General features: G+C 68.7%; 17 protein-coding genes and 1 pseudogene. 9 read left to right on the forward strand and 9 right to left on the reverse strand.

The features are described 5' to 3' along the window. Entirely contained in the window at positions 1-1,164 is a 1,164-nt protein-coding gene (locus G6N14_RS16530; RefSeq protein WP_085134174.1) for an acyl-CoA dehydrogenase family protein, read from the forward strand. A gap of 6 nt (positions 1,165-1,170) precedes the next feature. On the opposite strand, the gene G6N14_RS16535 is transcribed toward G6N14_RS16530, so the two are convergent. After that, entirely contained in the window at positions 1,171-2,139 is a 969-nt protein-coding gene (locus G6N14_RS16535; protein WP_085134175.1) for a MaoC family dehydratase, read from the reverse strand. Positions 2,140-2,166: 27 nt separating this feature from the next. On the opposite strand from G6N14_RS16535, the gene G6N14_RS16540 reads away from it, so the two are divergent. Beyond that, on the forward strand, positions 2,167-3,312 hold the full coding sequence (locus tag G6N14_RS16540; RefSeq protein WP_109559675.1) for an acyl-CoA dehydrogenase family protein: 1,146 nt from the start codon (positions 2,167-2,169) through the stop codon (positions 3,310-3,312). A 21-nt stretch (positions 3,313-3,333) separates the two neighbouring features. Here the strand turns inward: G6N14_RS16540 and fadD4 are convergent, their stop codons facing one another. From fadD4 to G6N14_RS16560, 4 genes are all read right to left on the reverse strand, one after another. After that, complete coding sequence (gene fadD4 / locus G6N14_RS16545) at positions 3,334-4,851, reverse strand: fatty-acid--CoA ligase FadD4 (RefSeq protein ID WP_085134176.1); 1,518 nt, start codon at positions 4,849-4,851, stop codon at positions 3,334-3,336. A 125-nt stretch (positions 4,852-4,976) separates the two neighbouring features. Beyond that, positions 4,977-6,800, reverse strand: coding sequence for a phosphoenolpyruvate carboxykinase (GTP) (locus tag G6N14_RS16550; RefSeq protein ID WP_085134177.1), 1,824 nt, complete (start codon positions 6,798-6,800; stop codon positions 4,977-4,979). Between the two features lie 160 nt (positions 6,801-6,960). Beyond that, positions 6,961-8,427 carry a hypothetical protein gene (locus tag G6N14_RS16555; RefSeq protein ID WP_085134219.1) on the reverse strand — a complete coding sequence of 489 codons (1,467 nt, stop codon included), beginning with the start codon at positions 8,425-8,427 and terminating at the stop codon, positions 6,961-6,963. Continuing rightward, a complete protein-coding gene (locus tag G6N14_RS16560; RefSeq protein ID WP_179960845.1) occupies positions 8,424-9,356 on the reverse strand; it encodes a GTPase domain-containing protein in 933 nt (310 codons plus the stop codon). The genes G6N14_RS16555 and G6N14_RS16560 overlap by 4 nt, the downstream gene beginning before the upstream one ends. A 142-nt stretch (positions 9,357-9,498) precedes the next feature. On the opposite strand from G6N14_RS16560, the gene trmB reads away from it, so the two are divergent. The 3 genes from trmB (at position 9,499) to G6N14_RS16575 (ending at position 13,900) form a co-directional block, all read left to right on the forward strand. Next, on the forward strand, positions 9,499-10,254 hold the full coding sequence (gene trmB / locus G6N14_RS16565) for a tRNA (guanosine(46)-N7)-methyltransferase TrmB (RefSeq protein ID WP_085134221.1): 756 nt from the start codon (positions 9,499-9,501) through the stop codon (positions 10,252-10,254). Between the two features lie 53 nt (positions 10,255-10,307). Continuing rightward, positions 10,308-10,934, forward strand: coding sequence for an NYN domain-containing protein (locus G6N14_RS16570; RefSeq protein WP_234808795.1), 627 nt, complete (start codon positions 10,308-10,310; stop codon positions 10,932-10,934). Positions 10,935-11,008: 74 nt separating this feature from the next. Next, on the forward strand, positions 11,009-13,900 hold the full coding sequence (locus G6N14_RS16575; RefSeq protein ID WP_163787206.1) for a trehalose monomycolate exporter MmpL3: 2,892 nt from the start codon (positions 11,009-11,011) through the stop codon (positions 13,898-13,900). Here G6N14_RS16575 and G6N14_RS16580 read toward each other — a convergent pair. Next, positions 13,860-15,017, reverse strand: a complete 1,158-nt coding sequence (locus G6N14_RS16580; protein WP_085136069.1) for an AI-2E family transporter — start codon at positions 15,015-15,017, stop codon at positions 13,860-13,862. The genes G6N14_RS16575 and G6N14_RS16580 overlap by 41 nt on opposite strands. Before the next feature lie 111 nt (positions 15,018-15,128). Here G6N14_RS16580 and G6N14_RS16585 point away from each other — a divergent pair, with 111 nt between their 5' ends. Next, complete coding sequence (locus G6N14_RS16585) at positions 15,129-16,331, forward strand: lysylphosphatidylglycerol synthase transmembrane domain-containing protein (protein WP_407663174.1); 1,203 nt, start codon at positions 15,129-15,131, stop codon at positions 16,329-16,331. Positions 16,332-16,347: 16 nt separating this feature from the next. On the opposite strand, the pseudogene G6N14_RS16590 reads toward G6N14_RS16585, so the two are convergent. Further along, positions 16,348-16,704: pseudogene (locus G6N14_RS16590) on the reverse strand (hemophore); the annotation flags it as partial. A 323-nt stretch (positions 16,705-17,027) separates the two neighbouring features. Here G6N14_RS16590 and G6N14_RS16595 point away from each other — a divergent pair. Together G6N14_RS16595 and G6N14_RS16600 are read left to right on the forward strand one after the other, a co-directional pair. Further along, a complete protein-coding gene (locus G6N14_RS16595; protein ID WP_085136067.1) occupies positions 17,028-20,006 on the forward strand; it encodes an MMPL family transporter in 2,979 nt (992 codons plus the stop codon). Beyond that, positions 20,003-20,497: a transcriptional regulator gene (locus G6N14_RS16600; protein ID WP_085136066.1), complete on the forward strand. Its 495-nt coding sequence runs from the start codon at positions 20,003-20,005 to the stop codon at positions 20,495-20,497. Before G6N14_RS16595 ends, G6N14_RS16600 begins: the two co-directional genes overlap by 4 nt. A gap of 18 nt (positions 20,498-20,515) precedes the next feature. On the opposite strand, the gene G6N14_RS16605 is transcribed toward G6N14_RS16600, so the two are convergent. Then, complete coding sequence (locus G6N14_RS16605; RefSeq protein ID WP_085136065.1) at positions 20,516-21,229, reverse strand: hypothetical protein; 714 nt, start codon at positions 21,227-21,229, stop codon at positions 20,516-20,518. Beyond that, a complete protein-coding gene (locus G6N14_RS16610; protein ID WP_085136064.1) occupies positions 21,226-21,939 on the reverse strand; it encodes a hypothetical protein in 714 nt (237 codons plus the stop codon). The genes G6N14_RS16605 and G6N14_RS16610 overlap by 4 nt, the downstream gene beginning before the upstream one ends. A 51-nt stretch (positions 21,940-21,990) precedes the next feature. Here G6N14_RS16610 and G6N14_RS16615 point away from each other — a divergent pair, with 51 nt between their 5' ends. Further along, a complete protein-coding gene (locus G6N14_RS16615) occupies positions 21,991-23,976 on the forward strand; it encodes a M13 family metallopeptidase (protein ID WP_085136063.1) in 1,986 nt (661 codons plus the stop codon). Positions 23,977-23,984: the final 8 nt, after the last annotated feature.

The raw sequence follows: 23,984 nt of genomic DNA on the forward strand, positions 1-23,984 counted from the left end.
ATGACGCGTCCCGACGCTCGAGACGACGATGCCCTGCGCCAGGAAGTTCGGGAGTGGTTGGCGGCCAACTGGTCGCCGGGCACCGACCGTGCCACGTTCGCGGCGGCGATCCTCGCGGCGGGCTGGACCGCCCCGAGCTGGGAGCCCGAGTGGTACGGCCGCGGCTTGACCGACCGTCAGTCTCGTTTGGTGGCCGCAGAATTCGCTGCCGTCGGGGCACCGGGCAGCGGCCGTGACCGCACCGACTTGTTCGCCTGCACGGTGCACGACCGCGGCACCGACGAGCAGAAGCGTCGCCTGCTGCCCCCGGCGCTGCGCGGGGAGAGCAAATGGTGCCTGCTCTACAGCGAGCCCGGCGCCGGCTCGGACCTGGCCGGCCTGCGCACCCGCGCCGAACGCGACGGCGACGACTGGATCGTCAACGGCCAGAAGGTGTGGACGTCCTTTGCCACCACCGCCGACTACGGCATGCTGGTGGCGCGCACCGACCCGGACGTGCCGAAGCACAATGGACTCACCTTTTTCATGCTGCCGATGCGCCAGCCCGGCGTGGAGGTCCGGCCGATCCACCAGATCACCGGCGAGTCGGAGTTCAACGAGGTCTTCCTGACCGACGCCAGGGTCCCCGACGCCAACCGGATCGGCGAACCGGGCGAGGGCTGGTCAGTGCTGCAGGTGGCGCTGGCCTACGAGCGGCGCCTGATGGGCGATGTCGCGCGCACCGCTCGCCGCAAGGAGAAGTCCAGCGGCGTGGTCGATTTGGCGCGGGAGGCGGGCTGCCTGCAGGACAGCAACATTCGCCAACAGATCGCTCGGGTAGAGGCTCTGGCCACGGTGAACCGGTGGAACACCCAGCGCGCCAAGACCAGCTCCGACCGCGCCGAGGCGGCCACTCTGCTGGCGCTGGGCAAGATCGCGATGTCGCGCATCCTGCACGAGACGGCCCGGGTGCAGACCGAGATCGTCGGTGCCGAGTCGATGCTCAGCGGTCCGGAGAATCCGGTCGGCGACGCCGTGACGTTCCGGGCGCTCAACGCCTACTTCACCTCGATCGGCGGCGGCACCGACCAGATCCAGCGCAACATCATCGGCGAACGGGTGCTGGGCCTGCCCAAGGAGCCGGACCCCTACCGCGACGCCCCGTTCCGGGATCTGCCGCACTAGCCTGACTCAGAACAGCAACGCAGTGAAACGCCAGTCCAGCACCTGGCGATCCGGTTCACCGGCGGCACCGGCGGCGTAGACCAGCGACCGTAGCTCGAGGATGTTGTCGCGGGCGGATTCGACCTGCAGTTCGCTGTAGAGGGTGTCGCCTTCGTGCACCGGCGCGGTGTGATCGCACGAGTGCCAGCCCAGCACGGTGGCCAGGTTGGGCAACAGCCGCGACGCCTGCGCCAGCGCCAATCCGATGGTGTGACCGCCATAGACCAGACGCTGCCCGGAGACCCGCGAATCATGGTGGGTGGCAGCGACGTTGAGAGTCAAGCGGGCCAGCTCCGGGGCCGATGAGACGACGTCGCCGGTGCTGGTCAGCACCGTACCGGCCAGACCCGGGTCGAAGTGCGGCCCCGGGACCCGCTGGCGATACTCCGCCGCCGACCAGTCCGCGGTCACATCCGGCGGCGCTGCGAGCCCCGCGCCCACGGCGGACAGGTCGTCACTGTGCCCGGTGTCGGGGGCACCGGGCGACAACGGCAGCATCGCGCAGCGGTAGAAGTCGAGAACCAGCCGGTCCACCTGGTCGATGGTGGTGACCCGCAGCGCCACCAGCCCGGTCGCCTCCCGCCCCGGCTTGGCCGAATTCTGCTTCAAACCAACGACTTCGGTGCGGGTGAACAGGGTGTCTCCGATCACCGGATACCGGAAGAACGCCAGGCCGCGGTAGAAGAGGTTGGCCTTGACCTGCCTCGTGACCACCGTCGACTGCCCGATCGCGACATCGCAGACCAGCCCCGGGTGGGCCAGCGGCGTCGTCGCCCCGGTCACCGCCCGCGACAACTCGGCGTCCAGCGGCAGGCGCAGCCGGTCGCCGAGAATCGCCTGATGCAGCGCCGCGGCACCGGCCGTCAGCGTCATCGCCGGTGCCCCGTCGAACACCTGGCCGACCTGAAGATCATCAAAGTAGGGGCCGCTGGTCATGGGAAAATCCTGACATACGGTGTAGCGGTGACCCCTGAAGAGTCGATCCTGGTCGAAACCGTCCGGCAGTTCATCGACCGCGAGGTGAAACCGAGTGTCCGCGACGTCGAGCACGCCAACACCTACCCGCAGGCGTGGATCGAACAGATGAAGCACCTCGGCATCTTCGGTCTCGCGGTTCCCGAGGAGTACGGCGGCACACCGGTGTCGATGCCGTGCTACGTGCTTGTCACGCAGGAGCTGGCCCGCGGCTGGATGAGCCTGGCCGGGGCGATGGGCGGCCACACCGTCGTCGCCAAGCTGCTGACGCTGTTCGGCACCGAGGAGCAGAAGCAGCGCTACCTGCCCGCCATGGCCACCGGGGCACTGCGGGCCACCATGGCCCTGACCGAGCCCGGCGGCGGCAGCGACCTGCAGAACATGACGACGACGGCCCTGCCGGCCGGTGACGATCTGGTGATCAACGGTGCCAAAACGTGGATCTCCAACGCCCGGCACTCCGGGTTGATCGCCCTGCTGGCCAAGACCGATCCCAAGGCCGAGCCCAAGCACCGGGGTATCTCCGTGGTGCTGGTGGACAACCCCACCGCCGGGCTGACGATCTCCCGGGATCTGCCGAAGCTGGGCTACAAGGGCGTGGAGAGCTGCGAACTGAGCTTCGACGGCTGCCGGGTGCCGGCGACCGCGGTGCTCGGCGGGGCACCCGGCGGCGGCTTCGCCCAGATGATGAAAGGACTGGAGACCGGCCGCATCCAGGTGGCGTCCCGGGCGTTGGGGGTGGCGACCGCCGCACTCGAAGACGCCCTCGCCTACGCACAGCAACGGGAGAGCTTCGGCCAGCCGATCTGGAAGCACCAGAGTGTGGGCAACTACCTGGCCGATATGGCCACCAAACTGACCGCGGCCCGCCAGCTCACCCGGTACGCCGCCGAACGCTATGACAGTGGTCAGCGCTGCGACATGGAGGCCGGCATGGCCAAGTTGTTCGCCTCGGAGGCCGCGATGGAGATCGCGCTCAACGCGGTGCGCATCCACGGCGGCTACGGCTATTCGACCGAATACGACGTGGAACGCTACTTCCGCGATGCGCCGCTGATGATCGTCGGGGAAGGCACCAACGAGATCCAGCGCAACGTGATCGCGGCGCAGCTGGTGGCCCGCGGCGGGATTTAGCCCGCCCGCGGGCCCGGCCCGCTACGCCGAGTACTTGGCCACCAGTTCGTTCTTGTAGAGCTTGCCGGTGTCGGTACGCGGCAGCTGCTCCTCGAATGCGATCGATCGAGGACACTTGTAGTGCGCCAACCGATCCCGTACCCACGCCAGCAGTTCCGCCGCAAACTCCGGTGTGGCGTCGGCGGGGTCCACGGTCTGCACCGCCGCTTTCACGCTCTGGCCCATCTCGTCGTCGGGAATTCCGAACACGGCGGCGTCGAGCACCTTCGGGTGGGTGATCAACAGGTTCTCGGCTTCCTGCGGATAGATGTTCACACCGCCGGAGATGATCATGTGGTGGCGGCGGTCGGTGAGGTACAGGTAACCCTCGTCGTCGAGGTAGCCGACGTCGCCGACCGTGGCCCAGCCCTGGGGATGGCGGGACTTGGCCGTCTTGTCCGGATCGTTGAGGTATTCAAAGGCGTTGCCGCCCTCGAAATAGATCTCGCCCGGCTGGCCGGGCGGCAGCTCGTTGCCGTCCTCGTCGAGGATGTGCACGGCACCGAACATGGCTTTGCCGACCGAGCCGGGGTGCTTCAGCCACTCCTCGGCACTGATCAGCGTGGAGCCGTGCGCTTCCGATGAGGCGTAGTACTCATCGACGATCGGACCCCACCAGTCGATCATCTGCTGCTTGATCTCCACCGGGCACGGCGCGGCGGCGTGCATGACCCGCTTGAGGCTCGACACGTCGTAGGAAGCACGCACGTCGGCAGCCAGTTTCAGCATCCGGGTGAAGTGTGCGGGCACGAACTGGGCGTGGGTGACCCCATAGCGCTGGATCGCGTCGAGTGCGGACTCGGCGTCGAATTTCTCCATGACGACGGTGGTCAGGCCGGCCGCCTGCACCTGCATCGACCACACCGAGGGCGCGGTGTGATACAGCGGCGCGGGGCTCAGGTAGACCGAGCCCGGGCCCATCCACACCGAGACCAGCATGGCCATCAGTCCCGGCACCTCGCTCGGGGGCAGGTGCGGCAGCGGACGCTTGATGCCCTTCGGACGACCGGTGGTACCCGAGGAGTACTGCAGCAGATCGCCCTCGATCTCGTCGTCGATGGGCGTGGCCGGTTGGTCGGCGAGGCATTGCGGGTAGCTCTGCCAGCCGTCCAGGTCGTCATCGGCGATGAGCAGCAGATCGGGCAGGCCGGCCGGCAGGTTCTCGGCGAGGCTCGCGCAGGTTTCGCGCAGCGCGGCCGAGCCGATGATCGCTTGGGCGTTGCTGTTGTCGATGATGTAGGCGGCTTCGGCGGCGGTCAGGTGGGTGTTGATCGGTACGTAGTACAGACCGCTGCGTCGCGCGCCCCACATCGCGGCGTGGATGTGCTCGTTGTTCTCCATGAGAATCGCCACGACATCGCCCTCGACCAGACCTGCGGCCCGGAAGAAGTGCGCCAGTCTGTTCGCCCGGGCTTCCAGCTCACCGAAACTGACGACGGTGCCCGAGGGGTGCAGGATGATGGCCGGGTTGTCAGCATCGACGTGTTCACGAATCTGCATGGGCTGACTGTACTGTGACCAAACTTGACGGCTGTCAAGCGGTGCCCTCCTGGCGCGGGCGCCCAAACAGAACCGCACCCGGGGAGACCCCGAGTGCGGTTTCTGTACGTGGTGGAGACGGGCTGCTAGCCCAGTCGCTGCTTGAGGGCGTCGAACTCGTCGCGCAGGCCGCTGGGCAGCTTGTCGCCGACGAACTCGAACCACTCCTCGATCAGCGGCAGCTCGGCGCGCCACTCGTCGGCGTCGACGATCAACGCCTGGTCGACATCGGCGGCAGAGACGTCCAATCCGTTCAGATCCAGGTCGGCAGCGCTCGGCACGGCCCCGATCGGGGTTTCCCGGCCGCCGGCGTTGCCCTCGACCCGCTCGATGATCCACTTGAGCACCCGGCTGTTCTCGCCGAAGCCCGGCCACAGGAAACGGCCGTCCTCGCCACGCCGGAACCAGTTGACGAAGAACACCTTCGGCAGCTTCGACTCATCGGCGTTCTTGCCGGTGTCGATCCAGTGCTGCATGTAGTCGCCCACGTTGTAGCCGATGAACGGCAGCATGGCCATCGGGTCGCGGCGAACCTTGCCGACCGTGCCCTCGGCGGCAGCGGTCTGCTCGCTGCCCATGGTCGCGCCGATGAAGACGCCGTGCTGCCAGTCGCGGGCTTCGCTCACCAGCGGAACCGTGGTCTTGCGGCGGGCGCCGAACAGGATCGCCGAGATCGGCACACCGGCCGGGTCGTCCCACTCCGGAGCCAGGATGGGGCACTGCGACATCGGCGTGCAGTACCGCGAATTCGGGTGGGCCGCAGGAGTTTCGGTCTTACCCCCGTACCAGTCGTTACCCTTCCAGTCGATCAGGTGCTCGGGGACGTCGCCGTCGATGCCCTCCCACCACACGTCGTTGTCGTCGGTGCGGGCGACGTTGGTGTAGACGGTGTTGCCGGCTTCCAGCGTGACCATGGCGTTGGGGTTGGAGCTGCGACTGGTGCCCGGCGCCACCCCGAAGAAACCGAACTCGGGGTTCACCGCGTAGAGCCGGCCGTCCTCGCCGAACCGCATCCAGGCGATGTCGTCACCGAGGGTCTCGGCGCGCCACCCCGGGATGGTCGGCTGGATCATCGCCAGGTTGGTCTTGCCACACGCCGAGGGGAACGCGGCCGCAATGTAGTAGGCCTTGTTCTCCGGCGAGATCAGCTTGAGGATGAGCATGTGCTCGGCCAGCCAGCCCTCGTCGTGGGCCATCGCCGAGGCGATCCGCAGCGCGTAGCACTTCTTTCCCAGCAGGGCGTTGCCGCCGTATCCCGAGCCGTAGCTCCAGATCTCACGGGTCTCCGGGAAGTGGGTGATGTACTTCTCGGTGTTGCAGGGCCACGGCACATCCTGCTCTCCGTCGGCCAGCGGCGCACCCACCGAGTGCAGACCCTTGACGTACGCCCCGTCGGTGCCGATCTTCTCCAGCGCCGCGGTGCCCATCCGGGTCATCACCTTCATCGACGCCACCACGTAAGGCGAGTCGGTGATCTCGACACCCAGCTTGGGGTCTTCGGCACCCAAGGGCCCCATGCAGAACGGGATGACGTACATGGTGCGCCCGCGCATGCAGCCCCGGTACAGCTCAGTCATGGTGGCCCGCATCTCGTCGGGGTCCACCCAGTTGTTGGTGGGTCCGGCGTCTTCCTTGGTGCGGCTGCAGATGTAGGTCCGCGACTCGACGCGGGCCACATCGGCCGGGTCGGACAGCGCCAGGTAGGAGTTGGGCCGCTTCTCCTCGTCGAGCTTGACCGCCGCACCGGACTCCACCAGCATGGCCATCAACCGGTTCCACTCTTCTTCGGAGCCGTCCGGCCACTCCACCCGGTCGGGCTGAGTCAGTTCCGCGACCTCCCGCACCCAGGCCAGCAACCCGCTGTGTTTCGTCGGGGCGGCGTCCAGACCGGGAATGGTCGCTGAGGTCATTGAGCTCTCCTGTGTAACCTGTGTCACTTGGTGGCGTTGCCGCAGATGCGCGCCGCTGCTCACCTCTTATACCGTCATTAGATAAGAGATTACCGTGGATAGCTTCGCGGGTCGAAGCGGCCACATCCGGCGGTCCGCGCGCTGGGCCGGCGACACCGGATCACGAGGATTCTCCCAGCTCAGCACGCACCCTATCCAGCGCCCGCTGCAACTCCGGCAGCGCACGTTCGGCCATCGCCGCCGCCCGGGCCGCGGCGGCCGCGTGCCCGCGCAGTTCCCGGTCCAGCCCCGCTACCCGGCCGGCGACGCGCGCGGCGTCAGCTTCGTTGCGAACAGCCAGCTCGGCCGAGAGTGCCGCCTCGGCGGACACCAGCCGCAGGGCCACCAGATCCCGTAGCTCGCAGCGCAGCACGCCGGTGACCGCGCCGACCCAGCGTTCCAGCACCGCCCGCTCGCGCAGGATCCCCCGAATCCGCACCACCCACACGGCGATCGCCACTCCGGCGACGGCACAGCCGGCCGCCCCGACCGCCGCCAGACCCGGCGCCAAATTCGCCAGGACCCGGCTCAATGTCAACGCCGTGCCCAGCCCGAAACCGATGCCCAGCACCGCCATCAGTTGAGTCTCCAGCCGCCGGGACTCCAGCGGAGGCGTACCGGGGTCGGCCGCACGCAGCGGTGGACTGTCTCCCGCCGACCACGAACCCCCGGTCAGACCCAGTCCCTCAGCGACGCCGGCCACCTGGTCGCCGATCGCATCCTCGACCTCGGCCACCGCCTCGGTCAGCCGGTCGCCGACATAGGTCTGGAACTCGGCCGAGCTGCGTCGCGTCATGCCCGCGGCGTCTTCGGCGAGTTCACCGCGCAGCGCGGCACACCGCTTGTCGGCGAAGTGGGACAGGTGGACCCGCGCCTGGGCGAGGCGACTGCGCAGCGAGATCACCCGCTCCGCCTTCGTGATCCGCTGCCCGCGCACCCATTGCTCACGCCGCTCCCGCAGCAGTTTCACCCGAGCGCGCCGCCCTTCGGCGCGTACCTCGCGATCGGTGCGGTCGGCGTCGGCGCGCAACTGGCACTCCCAGGCGCGCAGCCGGTTGCGCCGGTGGGCATCGCCGGTGCCGAGCGCGGTGGCCAGGGCCGCGATTACGTCGTCAACCCGCGGTGCGCCTCGCTCGGGTGCGGCGGCCGCTCCCACCCAGACCACGTCGCGATAGCGCGCGGCGTGGCCGGCGAGGGCCTCGCGGGCCGCCGCCCGCATCTGCGGCCACTGCCGGTGCACGTCGATCTTGGACACGACGCCGATCACCACGTCGGTGCGGGCCGCGGCGGTATCGAGCAACGCACAGTCCGACTGCGTCAAAGCCGCTGCTGCCGACACCACGAACACCACCGCCAAGGGCACTTCCCCGGGCGTCAGATCACCGGCCTCCCGCACGGCGCACTGCGGCATCCGATCGGCCAGCGCGGCGGTCATCGCACTGACTCCGGCCAGCCACGGCCCGGTCACCACCACCACGTCGCACCGCCGGGCCGCCGGCGGGCGCAGCCCGGGGGCGATCTCGGCGATCAGGGCATCCACCCCGGCGGCCGGGCCCGGGTCTCCCGGCCCCGGTTGCGGGCCGGTCACGCTGAGCTCCGGGCCGACGCCCAAGCCCGTAGCGACCCCCGGGCGATATCGGCCGCACACGCCCGCTGCGTGGCACCGACCGGCGCGCTGCGCAGGGCGTGCCAGCGACGGGCCCGCGCCAGCACCGGTTCGTCCGGCGCGGCGACCGCGGCGGCCGCGGCCACCAGCCGAGCGGCCACCGTCGCATCGCGAACCAGGAAAGCGTCGATGCGATCGTCGGCCACCGCCATCGCCGCCAAGCGGGTCACCGCCTCCGCCATGCGCCGGTGGTAAACAGCGGCACCCAGCGCCGCCAGCCGGGCCGCAACGCCGTCGACGTTGCTCAGCCGGCCCAGCAGCGCCCGCGCCTGCGCCGCGGTGCCGCACTGCCCGGCCGGGCCGAGCAGTGCCGCGACCCCGGACACGTCGATGACGGCGCACAACCGCTCCCGCGTTGCGCGCGGCACCGGGTGCGGACAGCTCACGAAGTGCTCGGCCGAGCGCAGATCGGCGGGCCGGGATGCAAGGCAGCGCAGCGCCTCCCACAAGGGACCGTCCAGCCCACCGGGTTGCGCCGCCAGCGCGAAGAGCGCCGAGAGGGGTTCGACCGGGATCGGCATCGCCGCCCCGCCACGACCCGGCAGGTCAGCCTTGTTCAGCACCACCAGCACCGGCTCGCGCGCGGCGCGCACCGCGGCGATGTCCTCCGGCTTGACCACCTCGGCGACCACACGGACGGTCAAGTCGGCGGCATCGGCTCGCTCGGCGATGCGCAGCCCGGTGGCGGCCAGCGCCGCAGCCACGGTCCGTCGGCCGACGCCTGGCCTGCCGTGGACGGCGACCCGCAGCGGCGCGGTGACGCCGGCGGCAAGCATCGCCAGCCGCGAGTCACAGCTTTGGGCGGCCAAGCCGGTCAGCTCGGCGGCGAAGAGCTGGTGTCCCGGTGTCACGACCATGCCTCCCCGCAATCGGTCCGGGGCCATGGTCTCAGCTGCGCAGCCTGGGCGCGAGTCACCGTCGCGAGGCAACTGTTGCGTATCAATGTGGACCGCGAAGTGGGTACTCACGGGTCTATGGGCCACCATGGACTGCATGCATTCGCCGCGCGACGTCGAAACGGCACCAGACGTCCCTGGCGTCCAAGCCTCCGCTCCACGCCGTTTCCGCAACTTCAGCGTCCGCTATCGGCACTCGGCTCTGTCGGCTGGCCAACGCCAGACCTGGGAGCGGCTCTGGCCGGAGCTGGGCGCCGACGTCGCGCCCCCGCAGGGGTCCGAGCGTCCTCAGCCGCTGGATCTACGCCGCTGGTTCGGCCGCGAGGCTCCGGTCGTGCTCGAGATCGGCTGCGGAGCCGGCACCTCGACCGTCGCGATGGCACAGGCCGAGCCGGACTTGGACGTGCTGGCCGTGGAGGTCTACGAACGCGGGCTGGCGCAGCTGCTGTGCGCGATCGAACGCGAGCAGCTGGGCAACATCCGATTGTTGCGCGGCGATGGTCTCGACGTGCTTGAGTACCTGATCGCCCCGGCATCGCTGACCGGGGTACGCGTGTTCTTCCCCGACCCGTGGCCCAAGGCACGCCACCACAAGCGGCGGCTGCTGCAACCTGCCACCATGGCCCTGATCGCCGATCGGTTGCGGCCCGGCGGGGTGCTGCACGCGGCGACCGACCATGCCGACTACGCCCTGCAGATCGCCGAGGCCGGCGACGGCGAGCCGGGCCTGCGCCGGGTGTCCCGGGCCGCGGCACTGCCGATCTCGATCGACCGCCCCACCACCAAGTACGAGGCCAAGGGCCGGGAGGCGGGCAGCGTGATCAACGAGTTCGTCTGGGAGCGGCTCCCATGACCGCCGCCGAGCTGGCCGCCGAGCCGACCGGAGCCGATCCGGGCAGCGAGGAGATGCCCGCCCAGCGGGTGTTGCTGGTGTGGGACGCCCCGAACCTGGACATGGGGCTGGGGGCCATCCTGGGCCGCCGCCCGACCGGCGTGGAGCGGCCCCGCTTCGACGCCCTGGGCCGCTGGCTGCTCCAGCGCACCGCCGACGTGGCGGCGGCACACCCGCAGATCCGCGTCGAGCCCGAGGCCACGGTGTTCACCAACATCGCTCCGGGCAGCGCCGACGTTGTCCGCCCGTGGGTCGAAGCGTTGCGTAATGTGGGTTTCGCAGTCTTTGCCAAGCCGAAGATCGATGAGGACAGCGATGTCGATTCCGACATGCTCGAACACATCGCACTGCGCAAGGACCAGGGACTGGTGGCGGTGGCTGTGGCCTCCGCCGACGGTCAGGCGTTCCGGGAACCGCTGGAAGAACTCAGCGAACTCGGCATAGCCGTTACCGTGCTCGGATTTCGCGAACATGCGAGCTGGGCGCTAGCCTCGGATACCTTGGAGTTCGTCGACCTCGAGGACATCCCTGGTGTGTTTCGGGAGCGGCTGCCGCGGATCAGCTTGGATTCGCTGCCGGAACAGGGGGCGTGGCTCCAGCCGTTCCGGCCGCTGAGTTCACTGCTGAACTCACGAGAGTGACAACTGGAGAACCCGAAGTCAGCGAAGCGCGGGTCCGAAAGATGTCTCCACAGACTTTAGTAAGGAGCGTATAGGTGTTCGCCTGGTGGGGTCGAACTGTATACCGCTACCGGTTCATCGTAATCGGCGTGATGGTGGCGCTCTGCCTGGGTGGCGGCGTGTATGGGATGAGTCTGGGCGACCACGTCACCCAGAGCGGCTTCTACGACGACGGCAGCCAGTCGGTGCGGGCATCGATCGTCGGCGACGAGGTCTACGGGCGAGACCGCACCAGCCATGTGGTGGCGGTCTTCACCGCTCCCAAAGGCGAGACAGTCGACGATGAGGAATGGTTCGATTCGGTCAAGGGTGGGCTGAACAAGGTCAAGGAAGATCACCCCGACGAGATTCTGAGCTGGGTCGGCTACTTCACCAATCCCGAAGCGCTGTCTTCGATGGCCGACCCGCAGAAAAAACATGCCTTCGCGTCGATCCAGCTCCAGGGCGACGACGACGACACGATCTTGAAGAACTACCAGGCGGTCGAGCCCGACCTGCAGAAACTCGACGGCGGCAAGGTCGAGCTCGGCGGCCTGCAACCGATTGCCAACGCGTTGACCGGCACCATCGCCAGCGACCAGAAACGGATGGAAGTCCTGGCGCTGCCGCTGGTGGCGGTGGTGCTGTTCTTCGTGTTCGGCGGGGTGATCGCCGCCAGCCTGCCCGTTATCGTCGGTGGGCTCAGCATCGCCGGGGCGACCGGCATCCTGCAGCTCACCACGCACTTCGGACCGGTGCACTTCTTTGCCCAGCCGGTGGTGTCGCTGATCGGCCTGGGCATCGCGATCGACTACGGACTGTTCGTGGTGAGCCGGTTCCGCGAAGAGATCGCCGAGGGCTACGACACCGAGGCGGCGGTCCGGCGCTCGGTGATGACCGCGGGGCGCACGGTGGTGTTCTCTGCGGTGCTGATCATCGTGTCGTGTGCCAGCCTGCTGGTACTTCCGCAGGGCTTTGTGCACTCGCTGACCTACGCGTTCTTCGCCTCGGTGGGATTGGCTGCCCTGCTGTCCATCACCCTGCTGCCGGCCATTCTGGGCGTGCTGGGCACCAACGTCGACGCGCTCGGGGTTCGCACCCTGTACCGCATTCCGTTCCTGCGGGAATGGGAATTCTCCAACCGCATCATCGCCTGGTTCGCCGAGAAGACGCAGAAGACCAAGACTCGTGAAGAGGTCGAGGCCGGCTTCTGGGGCAAGCTGGTCAACTTCGTCATGCAGCGGCCGCTGGCATTCGCCATCCCCATCGTGGTGGCGATGATCCTGCTGATCATCCCGCTGGGGAAGCTGTCGTTCGGCGGGATGAGCGAGAAGTATCTGCCGCCGGACAACACCGCCCGGGTGGCCCAGGAGCACTTCGACGACATCTTCCCCGGCTTCCGCACCGAGAAGCTGACGCTGGTGATCGAGAGCGACGCCGGCAAGCCGGTGACCGACCAGCAGGTTGCCGACATCCGCAACCGGGCGATGTCGATCGGCGGGTTTGTCGTGCCCGACGACGACCCCGGCGAAATGTGGAAGGAACGCCCGTACCTTCCCGGCGCGTCCAAGGATCCCTCGGTGCGGGTGATCGAGAACGGCCTGATCAACCGCAACGATGCGGCTCAGAAGATCAAGGCGTTGCGCGCGATGAGCACGCCCAAGGGCCTCACCGTGCTCGTCGGCGGCACCCCGGCACTCGAGCAGGACAGCATCCACGCCATGGTGGACAAGGGCCCGCTGATGCTGGTGATCTTGCTGACCACCACCACGCTGCTGATGTTCCTGGCCTTCGGGTCCTTGGTGCTGCCGTTGAAGGCCGCGGTCATGAGCGCGCTGACCATCGGCTCGACCATGGGCATCTTGACCTGGATGTTCGTCGACGGCCATGGCGCGGACCTGCTGAACTTCACGCCCACACCACTGATGGTGGTGGTGATCGCCCTGGTTGTGGCGGTCGGCTGGGGCCTGGCCACCGACTATGAGGTCTTCCTGGTCTCCCGAATGGTGGAGGCACGCGAATCGGGAATGTCGACCACCGAGGCGATCCGGATCGGTACGGCCACCACCGGCCGGCTGATCACCGCCGCCGCGTTGATCCTCGCGGTGGTCGCCGCGTCGTTCGTGTTCTCCGACTTGGTGATGATGAAGTACCTGGCGTTCGGCCTGATGGCGGCGTTGCTGCTCGACGCCACCGTCATCCGGATGTTCCTGGTGCCCGCGGTGATGAAGCTTCTCGGCGACGACTGTTGGTGGGCGCCGCGCTGGATGAAACGCCTCCAGAACCGGATCGGGCTCGGCGAGATCCGGCTGCCCGACGAGCGGCGCCCGGTGGCCCGCCGTCCCGCGACCGCCACGGTCGGGCCGACCCCGGTGGGTGCGGCGGCAGCGCGCCCGACACATGACCCCACCCACCCGGCCCCCGGCCGCGCCGCCCCGGCCCGGTCACGAGTCGCCGAGCAGTTGCCCACCCGGCCGGTCAGCGGCGATCCGTCCAGCGCCCGGACCAACCGGATCAATGCCGGCCCGGCCGAGCCGCCCACCACCCGCTTCACAGCAGCCGATCCGGCCACCGAGCGGGTGGCGTCTCCCGGCGAGGGAGACGAACGCGAGATCGAGTCGTGGCTGGGCGAGCTGCGCTCCGGCCGGGAGGCAACGCCGCCTCGGCGCGGGCGAGCGGCGCAACCTCCGGCAGATGCGGCCGAAGAGCGGACTCGGGCACTGCCCCAGCCCGCCGACGACCTCGGTGCCACGGAGAACGCCCCCACCACCGCCATCCCGGTGCCGGGCACGCAAGGCGACTCCGATGCCCCGGAGACCGAGAAGTTCACCGCTGTCGGCGAGCAGCCCGGCGACGACGCCGCGGACACATCGCAGAGCCCCCAGCGCCGCGGCGCCTCAGGCGGTCTCAGCGCTGCTGAACTGCTGCGCCGGGAGGGTCGGTACTGACCTCGTCGGTGCCGGCCTCGCCGGTTTCCGGAGCCTCGGCATCCTCGATCTCCGGTGCTGGCGGCGCAGAGCTGCCGATCAGCACCCGTACCGCCCGGTCGATGAATGCGATTGCCGGGACGGCGAGCAGCGCGCCGACGATGCCGGCCAGGACCCCGCCCGTGGAGATGCCCAGCACCACCGCCAAGGGGTGCATCGAGACGGCGCGCCCCATGACCAGGGGCTGCAATACGTGGGCTTCGAGCTGGTTGACCGCGATGATCAGACCCAGGGTGACCAGCGCATAGATCCAGCCCTTGGCGATCAGCGCAACCAGCACGGCCAGTAACCCGGTGAGCACCGCACCGACAAGCGGGATGAACGCCCCCAGGAACACCAACGATGCCAGCGGGAGCGCCAGTGGCACGGCCATGACCGCCAGACCGATGCCGATACCGAGGGCGTCGACCAGCGCAACCAGGAACGTGGCCCGCACGTAGCCGATCAGCGACTCGAACCCCGCGACACCGGCCGCGTACACGGTGTCGCGTACCTGGCTCGGGAAGGCCTTCACGGTGAACCGCCAGATGTTGCGGCCGCCGTAGAGGAAGAAGATCAGCGTGAACAGCACCACGAAGGTGCCGGTGAAGATCTTCGTGACGGTCTCTGCCGTCGACAGCGCGCCGCTGGTCAGCTTGGCCTGGTTGTTGCGCAGGCCGTTGACCACCGTGTCGCCGATACTGTCGATCTGTTCGGCACTGAGGTGCAGTGGTCCTACGACCAGCCAGCGCTGGGTCGAGTTGATCACCTGGGTGACCTGTTCGACCAACTCGGGCACCCCGTCGATGAACTGGTCGACCACGAAGGTCAGCAGCCCGGCCAGTACTGCCAGGCCGCCCAACAGCAGCATGAACACCGCCAGCCCCCGCTGCACACCGTGCGCCGACAGCCAGTCCACGCCGGGCAGCAGCAAGGCCGACACCATCATTGCGATCGCCACCGGGACGAAAATCACTTCGAGGCGCCGGATGACCAGCAGCACCACCAGCACCGCGGCGAACAGCACCAGCAGGCGCCAGGCCCACGCCGCCGCCTTGCGAACGGTCGGATGTACGGATTCGTCTGCGCTGGCTGACATCCCGGTAGCGTAACGATGCCGCAGCGGGTCTACATCAGGTAGCGGAATATCGATGTCCCGCGATTAGCCTCTGAATTCGTGGCTCAGCCTCTCCTTTCTTCCGAATGCGTCATTCCTGACGCGCCCGGAAGCCGGGCTGTGGCGGGGCGTCCGGGCGGTCGATACCGGTGGGTGCGCCCGGCACTGGTGGCACTGGTGGCAGTGATACTGGCCGTCGAGATGGTGCTGGTGTGGGACCAGGTGTCTGCCGCGTGGTGCAGCCTGTGCCGCGCCGAGGGCCGGTGGCTGTTCGGGGCGATCATCGCCGCGGCGGCTTCCATGCACAGCTTCGCCCACATTCAGCGGACCCTGCTGGGCTCGGCCGGCGTTCACGTGACGCAGGCGCAGTCCGAGGCGGTGTTCTACGCCGCCAACTCACTGAGCACCACCCTGCCCGGGGGGCCGGTGCTGTCGACGACCTTTCTGTACCGGCAGCAGCGACGCTGGGGGGCATCGCCGGTGGTGGCGTCCTGGCAGTTGGTGATGTCGGGGGTGCTGCAGGCGGTGGGCCTGGCCGTACTGGGCCTCGGCGGCGCATTTCTGCTGGGCGCCCGCGGCAACCCCTTCTCGCTGCTGTTCACGGTGGGCGGTTTTATCGCACTGCTGCTGCTGGCGCAGGCAGTCGCTTCGCGGCCGGAGCTGATCGACGGCATAGGCGTGCGGGTGCTGTCCTGGGCCAACTCGGTGCGTGACCGGCCCGCTGACACCGGCCTGGCGACGTGGCGCAGGATGCTGGGCCAGCTGGAGTCGGTGAGCCTGAGCCGGCGCGCGGCGTCGATGGCGTTCGGCTGGTCCTTGTTCAACTGGGTCGCCGACGTCGCCTGCCTGGCGTGCGCGGCCTACGCGACCGGCGGACAGGCGTCGGTTGCCGGTTTGACGGTGGCCTACGCCGCCGCCCGGGCGGCGGGAACCATTCCCCTGATTCCCGGTGGCCTGCTGGTGGTGGAGGCAGTGCTGGTGCCGGGGCTGGTATCGAGCGGACTGGCTTTGCCGGACGCGATCTCGGCGGTGCTGATCTACCGGATGATCAGCTGGCTGCTGGTCTCAGCGGCCGGCTGGGTGGTGTTCTTCTTCCTGTTCCGCACCGACAACGCGGACCACGCCGCCGCGGGGCACGCCCCGGCCCTCAGCGAATGGCTACCGGCTGAGTCACCGAGCCCGCGGGCGGGCCGCTCACCGGCAGGCCGTTCATCGGCAGGCCGCCACCCGGCAGACCGGCGCCCGGCAGCGCGCCCTGGGCGGCCTGCAGCAGCCCGAGCACCTGCGGCAGGCTGATCGCCAGCCTGCATTCCTCGGTGACTTCGGCCACCGGCGCGGTGATCTTGGCCAGGTCGTCCTGGACCTTCGGATTGGCGTCGAAATGCGCCTTGAGGTTTGCCAGGGTCTGCGGGCCGGGCTGCTGCTGCAGGGCACCGGTCATCACCTGATTGGTGTCCGGGTGCGAATCCAGGTAGTCACCGGTGGCGGTGACCACCTTGCCCACCGTGCGGGCGATCTCGCTGGCCACGCAGGGATCTTTGGCCGCGGTCGCCGACGGGGTGGCCACCAGCGTCGCCGCGACGGCGCTGCCCAGGACGACGGGCAGGGCGGCCACGGCGCCCCACCTCAGCACACGGCGGCGCTGGGCGGCGGCATGGGTGCTGTTCACGAGCTCTCCTCACGACGGGCGGGATTCCTGATCCGCGCCGACGGGCCTTATCGCAGCCCGCCCGATGCGCGGTCCGGTGCGCCTGCGATGCCCCCCGGCAACGACCGCGGATCGATCGGCGGTCTTTCGGCCCATCCTGACAGTAACCATCACCCCTCGCCACTCCAGCGCAGGTCTCCCCTGGTCACAGAGTGATTCCCGGCGTGCATCGGAGCAGTTCACCGGCGAGCGAACCGACCGGCACGACACTTTGCTGCGGTAGGCTCGCAGCACGCGACGCACCAGTGCGGGCGAGAGCGGGGAGAGCCGAAATCCAGCAGTTCATGATGCGCCTAAGCAGCAACCTGCGCAGATTCCGCTGGGTGGTCTTCACAGGTTGGCTACTGGCTGTCATCCCCTCGCTCTACCTGGCCGCAACCCAGTCCGGTCACCTCACAGGTGGCGGCTTCGAGGTGCAGGGATCGCAGTCGCTGCATGTGCAGTATCAGCTCGAGGAGCACTTTCCCGAGCAGGGCGCGTCTCCGCTGGCTCTGGTGGCCGCACCGCGCGCCGACGCCACCTACCGAGACATGACCGACGCCGTCGCCCTGCTCCAGCGGACGGCCGCCGAGGTTCCCAGCGTGACGGTGCTGCCGAACACGACGCAGCCACCGCCACGGCCTGATCGGCCCTACGTCGTGTTGCTGCGGGTGGACTTCAACAACACCGGCGCGGTCGACGTCGCCAAGAAGCTCCGCACCCGCCTGGGGGTGGAAGGCGAACATCCCGGCCGGATCGAGAACGGCTCGGTCAACCTGTACGTGATCGGCCAGGGCGCGCTGGGCGCCGCCGCGTCGGCGAAGACCAAGCAGGACATCGGCGCAGCCGAGCGGTGGAATCTGCCGATCGTGCTGATCGTGTTGCTCGCCGTCTTCGGCTCACTGGCGGCCGCCGCGATCCCGCTCGCGCTCGGGATCGGCACGGTGATCGTCACCATGGGGCTGGTCTATCTGCTGTCGCTGTTCACCACGATGTCGGTGTTCGTCACCTCGACGGTGTCGATGTTCGGCATCGCACTGGCGATCGACTATTCGCTGTTCATCCTGATGCGTTACCGGGAGGAACTACGGTCCGGCCGCCAACCGCAGGAGGCAGCCGACGCGGCGATGGCGACGTCCGGGCTGGCGGTGGTGCTCTCGGGTCTGACGGTCGTGGCCTCGCTCACCGGGATCTATCTGATCAACACACCAGTGCTGGCGTCGATGGCCACCGGAGCGATCCTGGCTGTCTCGGTGGCCGTGCTCGCCTCGGTCACCCTGACCCCGGCGGTGCTGGCCGTGCTGGGCCGGTCGGTGGCCAAACGCTCGGCCATGCTGCACTGGGCGAGGGGTCCACAAGCCGCCCAGTCGCGGTTCTGGACCAGGTGGACGGCGTCGGTGATGCGGCGCCCCTGGGTCTCGGCGCTGATGGCGGCAGGCTTCCTGCTCACGCTCGCAGCACCGGCAATGTCGCTGTCGCTCGGCAACAGCATGCTGCGCCAGTTCGACTCCTCCCACGAGATCCGGGGCGGGGTGGCCGCGGCGTCGCAAGCCCTCGGGCCCGGTGCGATGGGACCGATTCGGGTACTGGTGACCATCCCCGGCGCGAATGCGTCGGCACCCGCTCACGCCGAGACGTTCGCGGCGATCCGCCGAGAGATGGCCGCGGCGCCCGACATCGCTTCGGTGTCGCCACCGGTGTTCGGCAACGACGACAGCAGCGGTCTGCTGTCCGCCGTGCTGTCGGTCGATCCCGAGGACATGGCCGCCCGCACCACCGTCGACTGGATGCGCGAACACCTGCCGGCAGCGGCCGGATCGCCGGCGGTGCAGGTGGACGTCGGCGGACCGACCGCGTTGATCAAGGACTTCGACGACCGGGTTGAGACGGCCGAACCCCTGGTGCTGGTGTTCGTCGCGCTGATCGCCTTCCTGATGCTGCTGGTTTCGATCCAGTCCGTCTTACTTGCGCTCAAGGGCGTGGTGATGACGGTGCTGTCGGTGGCGGCCGCCTACGGCAGCCTGGTGATGGTGTTCCAGTGGGGATGGCTGGAACGGCTGGGGTTCGCTGCGACCGGCTCGATCGACACGTTCATCCCGCCCCTGGTACTGGCCATGACGTTCGGCCTGTCGATGGACTACGAGATCTTCCTGCTGACCCGCATCCGCGAGCGTTTCCTGCAGACCGGCAACACCCACGACGCGGTCGCGTACGGGGTGAGCACCAGCGCGCGCACCATCACCAGCGCCGCCCTGATCATGATCGCGGTGTTCATCGGTTTCGCGTTTGCCGGAATGCCGCTGGTCGCCGAGCTGGGGGTGGCGTGCGCGGTGGCGATCGCGGTCGACGCCACCGTGGTGCGGCTGGTGCTGGTTCCCGCCCTGATGGCGGTGTTCGCCGAGTGGAACTGGTGGCTGCCACGCTGGTTGGCGCGTCTCCTGCCGTCTGTTGACTTCGAAAAGCCATTGCCCACAGTCGATCTGGGCGATGTCGTGGTGATCCCCGATGACATCTCGGCGCTGATCACCCCGAGCGCCGACCTGCGTGTGGTGGTCAAGTCGGCGGCCCGGCTCAAAGGCCTGGCACCGGACGCCGTCTGCGTCAGCGACCCGTTGGCGCTGCGTGGCTGCGGCATGGCCGAGGTGTCCACCAGCAGGATCGAAGCGCTGCCGGGCGCAACCGAGTCTGCCCCGGCCGGCGGCACCATGGTCGGCCATGCCCTGGCCCGGCTGACCGGTGGACGGCAATCCCGTGCCGACCGGGCGCAGCCGCGCGCGCTGCGGCCGGTACACCCGGTCACCGTCTGGCGACGCCGGCTCGCGATCGCGCTCGACGCGCTGGAAACCGAGTCGTGGGCGGCCAACGAGATCGGCCTGGAAGGACAACCGCTTGCCCGGCGCCTGCCGATGGAGACCGCCGCCGTCCAACTGCCCACCGGCGACCGGCTGCAGATCCCGACCGGCGCCGAGACCCTGCGCCTGGCCGGCTACCTGGCCCTGATCCGCAACCACGGCCGGGACTACGCCGAGCTTGCCGACCTCGCCGACGCATTCGGCCTGAAAACCGTCGCTGGGGAACTCTGCGGAATCGACAGGTATTACTCTGGTCAACCGACCGAAGGACAATGGATGGCCACGCAGCTTGTCCGTCGGCTCGCCGATCCGGAGCTCACCACGGGCAGCGACCACGCTGGCGAGGAGGCACCGGAAGCGGGTACGGACTGGGAGCATGTCGCAGGACGCTGCCTGGCTGTTGCGGTGGCGATGCTGGAGGAGGCGAGGTGACGTTGGCCGCGGACCGACGCCGTGGGTCGCTGCCCCGGCAGCCGGCCGGCGACTCCGACCGGCAGGTCGAATTCTGGCCCACGTCGGCTATCCGCGCTGCGCTGCAGAACGGTGACATCGCCACCTGGCAGCGCATCGTGGTGGCACTCAAACGCGACCCCTACGGCCGCACCGCGCGCCAGGTCGAAGAAGTGCTGGCCGGCACCGAGTCCTTCGGCATAGCCAAGGCACTGTCGGAAGTCCTGGCCCGCACCCGCACGCATCTGGAGGCCAACGAACGTGCAGAGGTCGCCCGCCACATGCGGGTACTGATCGAACGCTCGGGCCTGAGCCGGCAGGAGTTCGCCTCGCGGGTCGGGATTCCAGCCGACAGCCTCGATGAGTACCTCGGCGGCTCGGTCAGCCCGCCGGCCTCCCTGATGATCCGGATGCGCCGGCTGTCCGATCGTTTCGTCAAGCTCAACACCCGCGAAGCGCCCGACGCCGTGTGACGCCGGCCACCGGTGGGGTCACCGGGCGTGGATCGGCGACATCTCCAGGACCAACCACTGCCCGCCGCGCTTGGTCAAGGTGACCCGAACCGGGACCACCGACTGCTTGACCTGCTGGCTCGCCACCGTCTGGACGCTGCGCATCACAACCGCGACCCGCGCGGCCGAAGGCCCCAGTGCCTCGACGCCGGCACTGAGCGTCTGCGCATCGACGGCGATGTTGCGGTTTGCCATCTCCGTGGCGGTCCGGCCGATGCTCTCCCGGAACGCGCTGACCCGGTCCGGGACCATGTAGGTGGCGGCTTTGTCGATCGATGCGTCCGGGTTGGCCGGCGCGACCGTCGCCGCGGCCTCGGCCATGGCGACGGCGGTCTTGACCGCCTCACTGGCGTCGGCTTCCAGGTCGCGGTCGGGCACGGTCCAGCGCAGATACCCCAGCACCGCCGCCGCGATAAGCGCCGCAGCAGCCAACCCGACGACTCCGAATCGCAGACCTGGCCGCTCATTGTCGGTGCCGACCGTGACCGCGTCGCGGCGCAGCAGCAGGAAGTTCACCACCATGCCCTCGACGATGAGCAGCACCAGAACCGAGCACAGCGAGACGTACCAGACCGGCCAGTCGAGCGAGAGCCCCACCAGCAACAGGCCGCCGATCGCGCCCAGGGGAGCCACGATATCGACGGCCAGAACCCGCCACAGCGTGCGCGATTTGAGGACTTCCAGCTTGCTCATCGAATCGACCTCAATCGGGAGACCATGAGGTTGCCCGCGACGTCGGTGACGTCGAGGTGCAGGGCCCAGTGCACGGTCTGGGGCCGGCCGCCGACGTTCTCGGCGATCGAGGTTGCTATCACCATCACGGGGTCGGTGCGGCCCGGGTTGGACGGCTTCTCGTTGCCCACGCCGGCCGGCTCGTCGAGATCGTGGTGTTCCTCTTCGATGGCGACCGCTTCGATACGGCCGCTGCTGCGCGACTGGATCCGCTGCACCACGTCACGGTAGGGCGCCAATGCCGCGTCGAACTCGCTGTTGAGTTCCCCGACGGTCTTGTCGCGCAACCGGGCCATGCCCTTCTCGACGTTCTCGGCGTTCAAGTTGATCAGCACGCTGGTCCAGCTCGCGGCGGTCTGCAGCACCTGGCTGCGATAAGCGCGTTCCTTGATGTCGGCGCGGTGCGCCGACCAGGTGACCAGGCTGAAGACCAACGCGGCCACCGCGAGAAGGCCGACGCCGACCGACGCCCACCCGTAACCGGACAGGACGTTGCGCGAGTCCGCGGCGGCGGGCTTGCTGTGGGCACTCTTCTTGGGCTTCTTCTCCGGAGCCTTGTCGCGGGACTCCGCTACGGCGTCCTGGCTCGTGTCGCTGTCAGTTGTGCCGGCGCCGGGTTCGATTCCGCCGTCCGCCTCGGTGGAGGCGTCAGGTTGTTCCTCGTCAGGCATGGCGGTGACGCTACAGGAGAGCTATATCGTTCGCCGTGGAAGGATGGACCGGTGACCTCAGCAGCCACCGGATCCGGCCTCGATCTCGCCTACATCGACAGTGCCGTCCGACCGCAGGACGATCTGTTCGGCCATGTCAACGGTGAGTGGCTCGAGGGGTATCAGATGCCACCGGACCGGGCCACCGACGGCGCCTTTCGCGCCCTGTTCGACCGGGCCGAGATTCAGGTCCGGGAGTTGCTGACCGCGGCCAGTGCAGCCGCCGCGGGGGTGGATCCCGACCAGCGCCGCATCGGCGATCTCTACGCGAGCTTCCTCGACGAGCAGACCGTGCGCGAGCGCGGAGTAGCGCCACTGCGCCACGAACTGTCCGCCATCGACGAGGCCGGTGACCGCGAGGCGCTGGCACGGGCGCTCGGGGCGTATCAGCGCAGCGGGGTCGGGGGCGGCGTCGGGTTGTACGTGGACACCGACTCCAAGGACTCGACCCGCTACCTGCTGCACCTGACCCAGTCGGGGCTGGGCCTGCCCGATGAGTCCTACTACCGCGACGATCAGTACGCCGAGATCCTGACCGCCTACCCCGAGCACATCGCGGCGATGTTCGCCCTGGTCTACGGCGGGCAGGTGCACGATCACGCGGGGGCGGCGGCGCGCATCGTGGCGCTCGAGACGCGGCTCGCGCAGGCGCACTGGGACGTGGTCAAGCGCCGCGACGCCGAGCTGACCTACAACCTGCGCACCTTCGCCGGGCTGCCCGCCGAGGCGCCCGGCTTCGACTGGGCGGGCTGGCGGGAGGCCCTGGGCGCCGCCACCGGGGCAGCCGACGAATTGGTGGTTCGGCAACCGGACTTCCTGACGGCGTTCGCCGCCCTGTGGGACAGCGCGGAGCTGGCCGATTGGCAGGACTGGGCTCGGTGGCGGGTCATTCACGCTCGGGCCGGACTGCTCAGCGAGGAGTTGGTCGCCGAAGACTTCGAGTTCTACGGACGCCGGCTCTCGGGCACCGAACAGATTCGCGACCGCTGGAAGCGCGGCGTGTCGGTGGTCGAGTCCCTGATGGGTGACGCGGTCGGAAAGCTTTACGTGGAAAGGCATTTCCCGCCGGCAGCCAAGGCGCGCATCGACGAGCTGGTCCGCAATCTGCGCGAGGCCTACCGGGTGAGCATCACCAACCTGGACTGGATGACTCCGCCGACCCGAGAGCGGGCACTGGCCAAGCTGGACAAGTTCACCGCCAAGATCGGCTACCCGGCGAGGTGGCGGGACTACTCCGCGCTGGTCACCGACCGAGCCGATCTATACGGCAACTACCTGCGCGGCTACGCGGTCAACTATGACCGCGAACTGGCCAAGTTGGGCCAGCCGGTGGACCGCGACGAATGGTTCATGACACCGCAGACCGTCAACGCCTACTACAACCCGGGGATGAACGAGATCGTCTTCCCCGCCGCGATTCTGCAGCCGCCGTTCTTCGACGCCGACGCCGACGACGCGGCCAACTACGGTGGTATCGGCGCCGTGATCGGCCATGAGATCGGGCACGGTTTCGACGACCAGGGCGCGAAGTACGACGGCGACGGCAACCTGATCGACTGGTGGACCGATGCCGACCGTGCCGAATTCGGTTCCCGCACCGGCGCGTTGATCGCCCAGTACGACGCCTACGTGCCACGCCAGCTAGACGGTGACCGACACGTCAACGGCGCGTTCACCGTCGGGGAGAACATCGGCGATCTCGGCGGGCTCTCCATTGCCCTGCTGGCCTACCAGTTGTCGCTGGGCGGGGCCGAGGCCCCGGTGATCGACGGCTTGACCGGCACCCAGCGGGTGTTCTTCGGCTGGGCGCAGGTGTGGCGCACCAAGTCCCGGGATGCCGAGGCCATCCGGCGCCTGGCGGTGGATCCGCATTCACCGCCGGAGTTCCGCTGCAACGGAGTGGTCCGCAACATGGACGCGTTCTACCACGCCTTCGACGTCACACCCGTGGACGCGCTCTACCTGGAACCGGCCTCGCGAGTCCGCATCTGGAACTGACCACCGCC

The sequence above is a fragment of the Mycolicibacter hiberniae genome, assembly GCF_010729485.1.
In the GTDB taxonomy this organism is placed as follows: domain Bacteria; phylum Actinomycetota; class Actinomycetes; order Mycobacteriales; family Mycobacteriaceae; genus Mycobacterium; species Mycobacterium hiberniae.

Bases quoted from the DNA above. Each gene is read 5' to 3' on its own strand.
- G6N14_RS16530 (WP_085134174.1), top strand. From the start codon at position 1: ATGACGCGTCCCGACGCTCGAGACGACGATGCCCTGCGCCAGGAAGTT.
- G6N14_RS16535 (WP_085134175.1), bottom strand. From the start codon at position 2,139: ATGACCAGCGGCCCCTACTTTGATGATCTTCAGGTCGGCCAGGTGTTC.
- fadD4 (WP_085134176.1), bottom strand. From the start codon at position 4,851: ATGCAGATTCGTGAACACGTCGATGCTGACAACCCGGCCATCATCCTG.
- G6N14_RS16550 (WP_085134177.1), bottom strand. From the start codon at position 6,800: ATGACCTCAGCGACCATTCCCGGTCTGGACGCCGCCCCGACGAAACAC.
- trmB (WP_085134221.1), top strand. From the start codon at position 9,499: ATGCATTCGCCGCGCGACGTCGAAACGGCACCAGACGTCCCTGGCGTC.
- G6N14_RS16570 (WP_234808795.1), top strand. From the start codon at position 10,308: ATGCCCGCCCAGCGGGTGTTGCTGGTGTGGGACGCCCCGAACCTGGAC.
- G6N14_RS16580 (WP_085136069.1), bottom strand. From the start codon at position 15,017: ATGTCAGCCAGCGCAGACGAATCCGTACATCCGACCGTTCGCAAGGCG.
- G6N14_RS16595 (WP_085136067.1), top strand. From the start codon at position 17,028: ATGATGCGCCTAAGCAGCAACCTGCGCAGATTCCGCTGGGTGGTCTTC.
- G6N14_RS16605 (WP_085136065.1), bottom strand. From the start codon at position 21,229: ATGAGCAAGCTGGAAGTCCTCAAATCGCGCACGCTGTGGCGGGTTCTG.
- G6N14_RS16610 (WP_085136064.1), bottom strand. From the start codon at position 21,939: ATGCCTGACGAGGAACAACCTGACGCCTCCACCGAGGCGGACGGCGGA.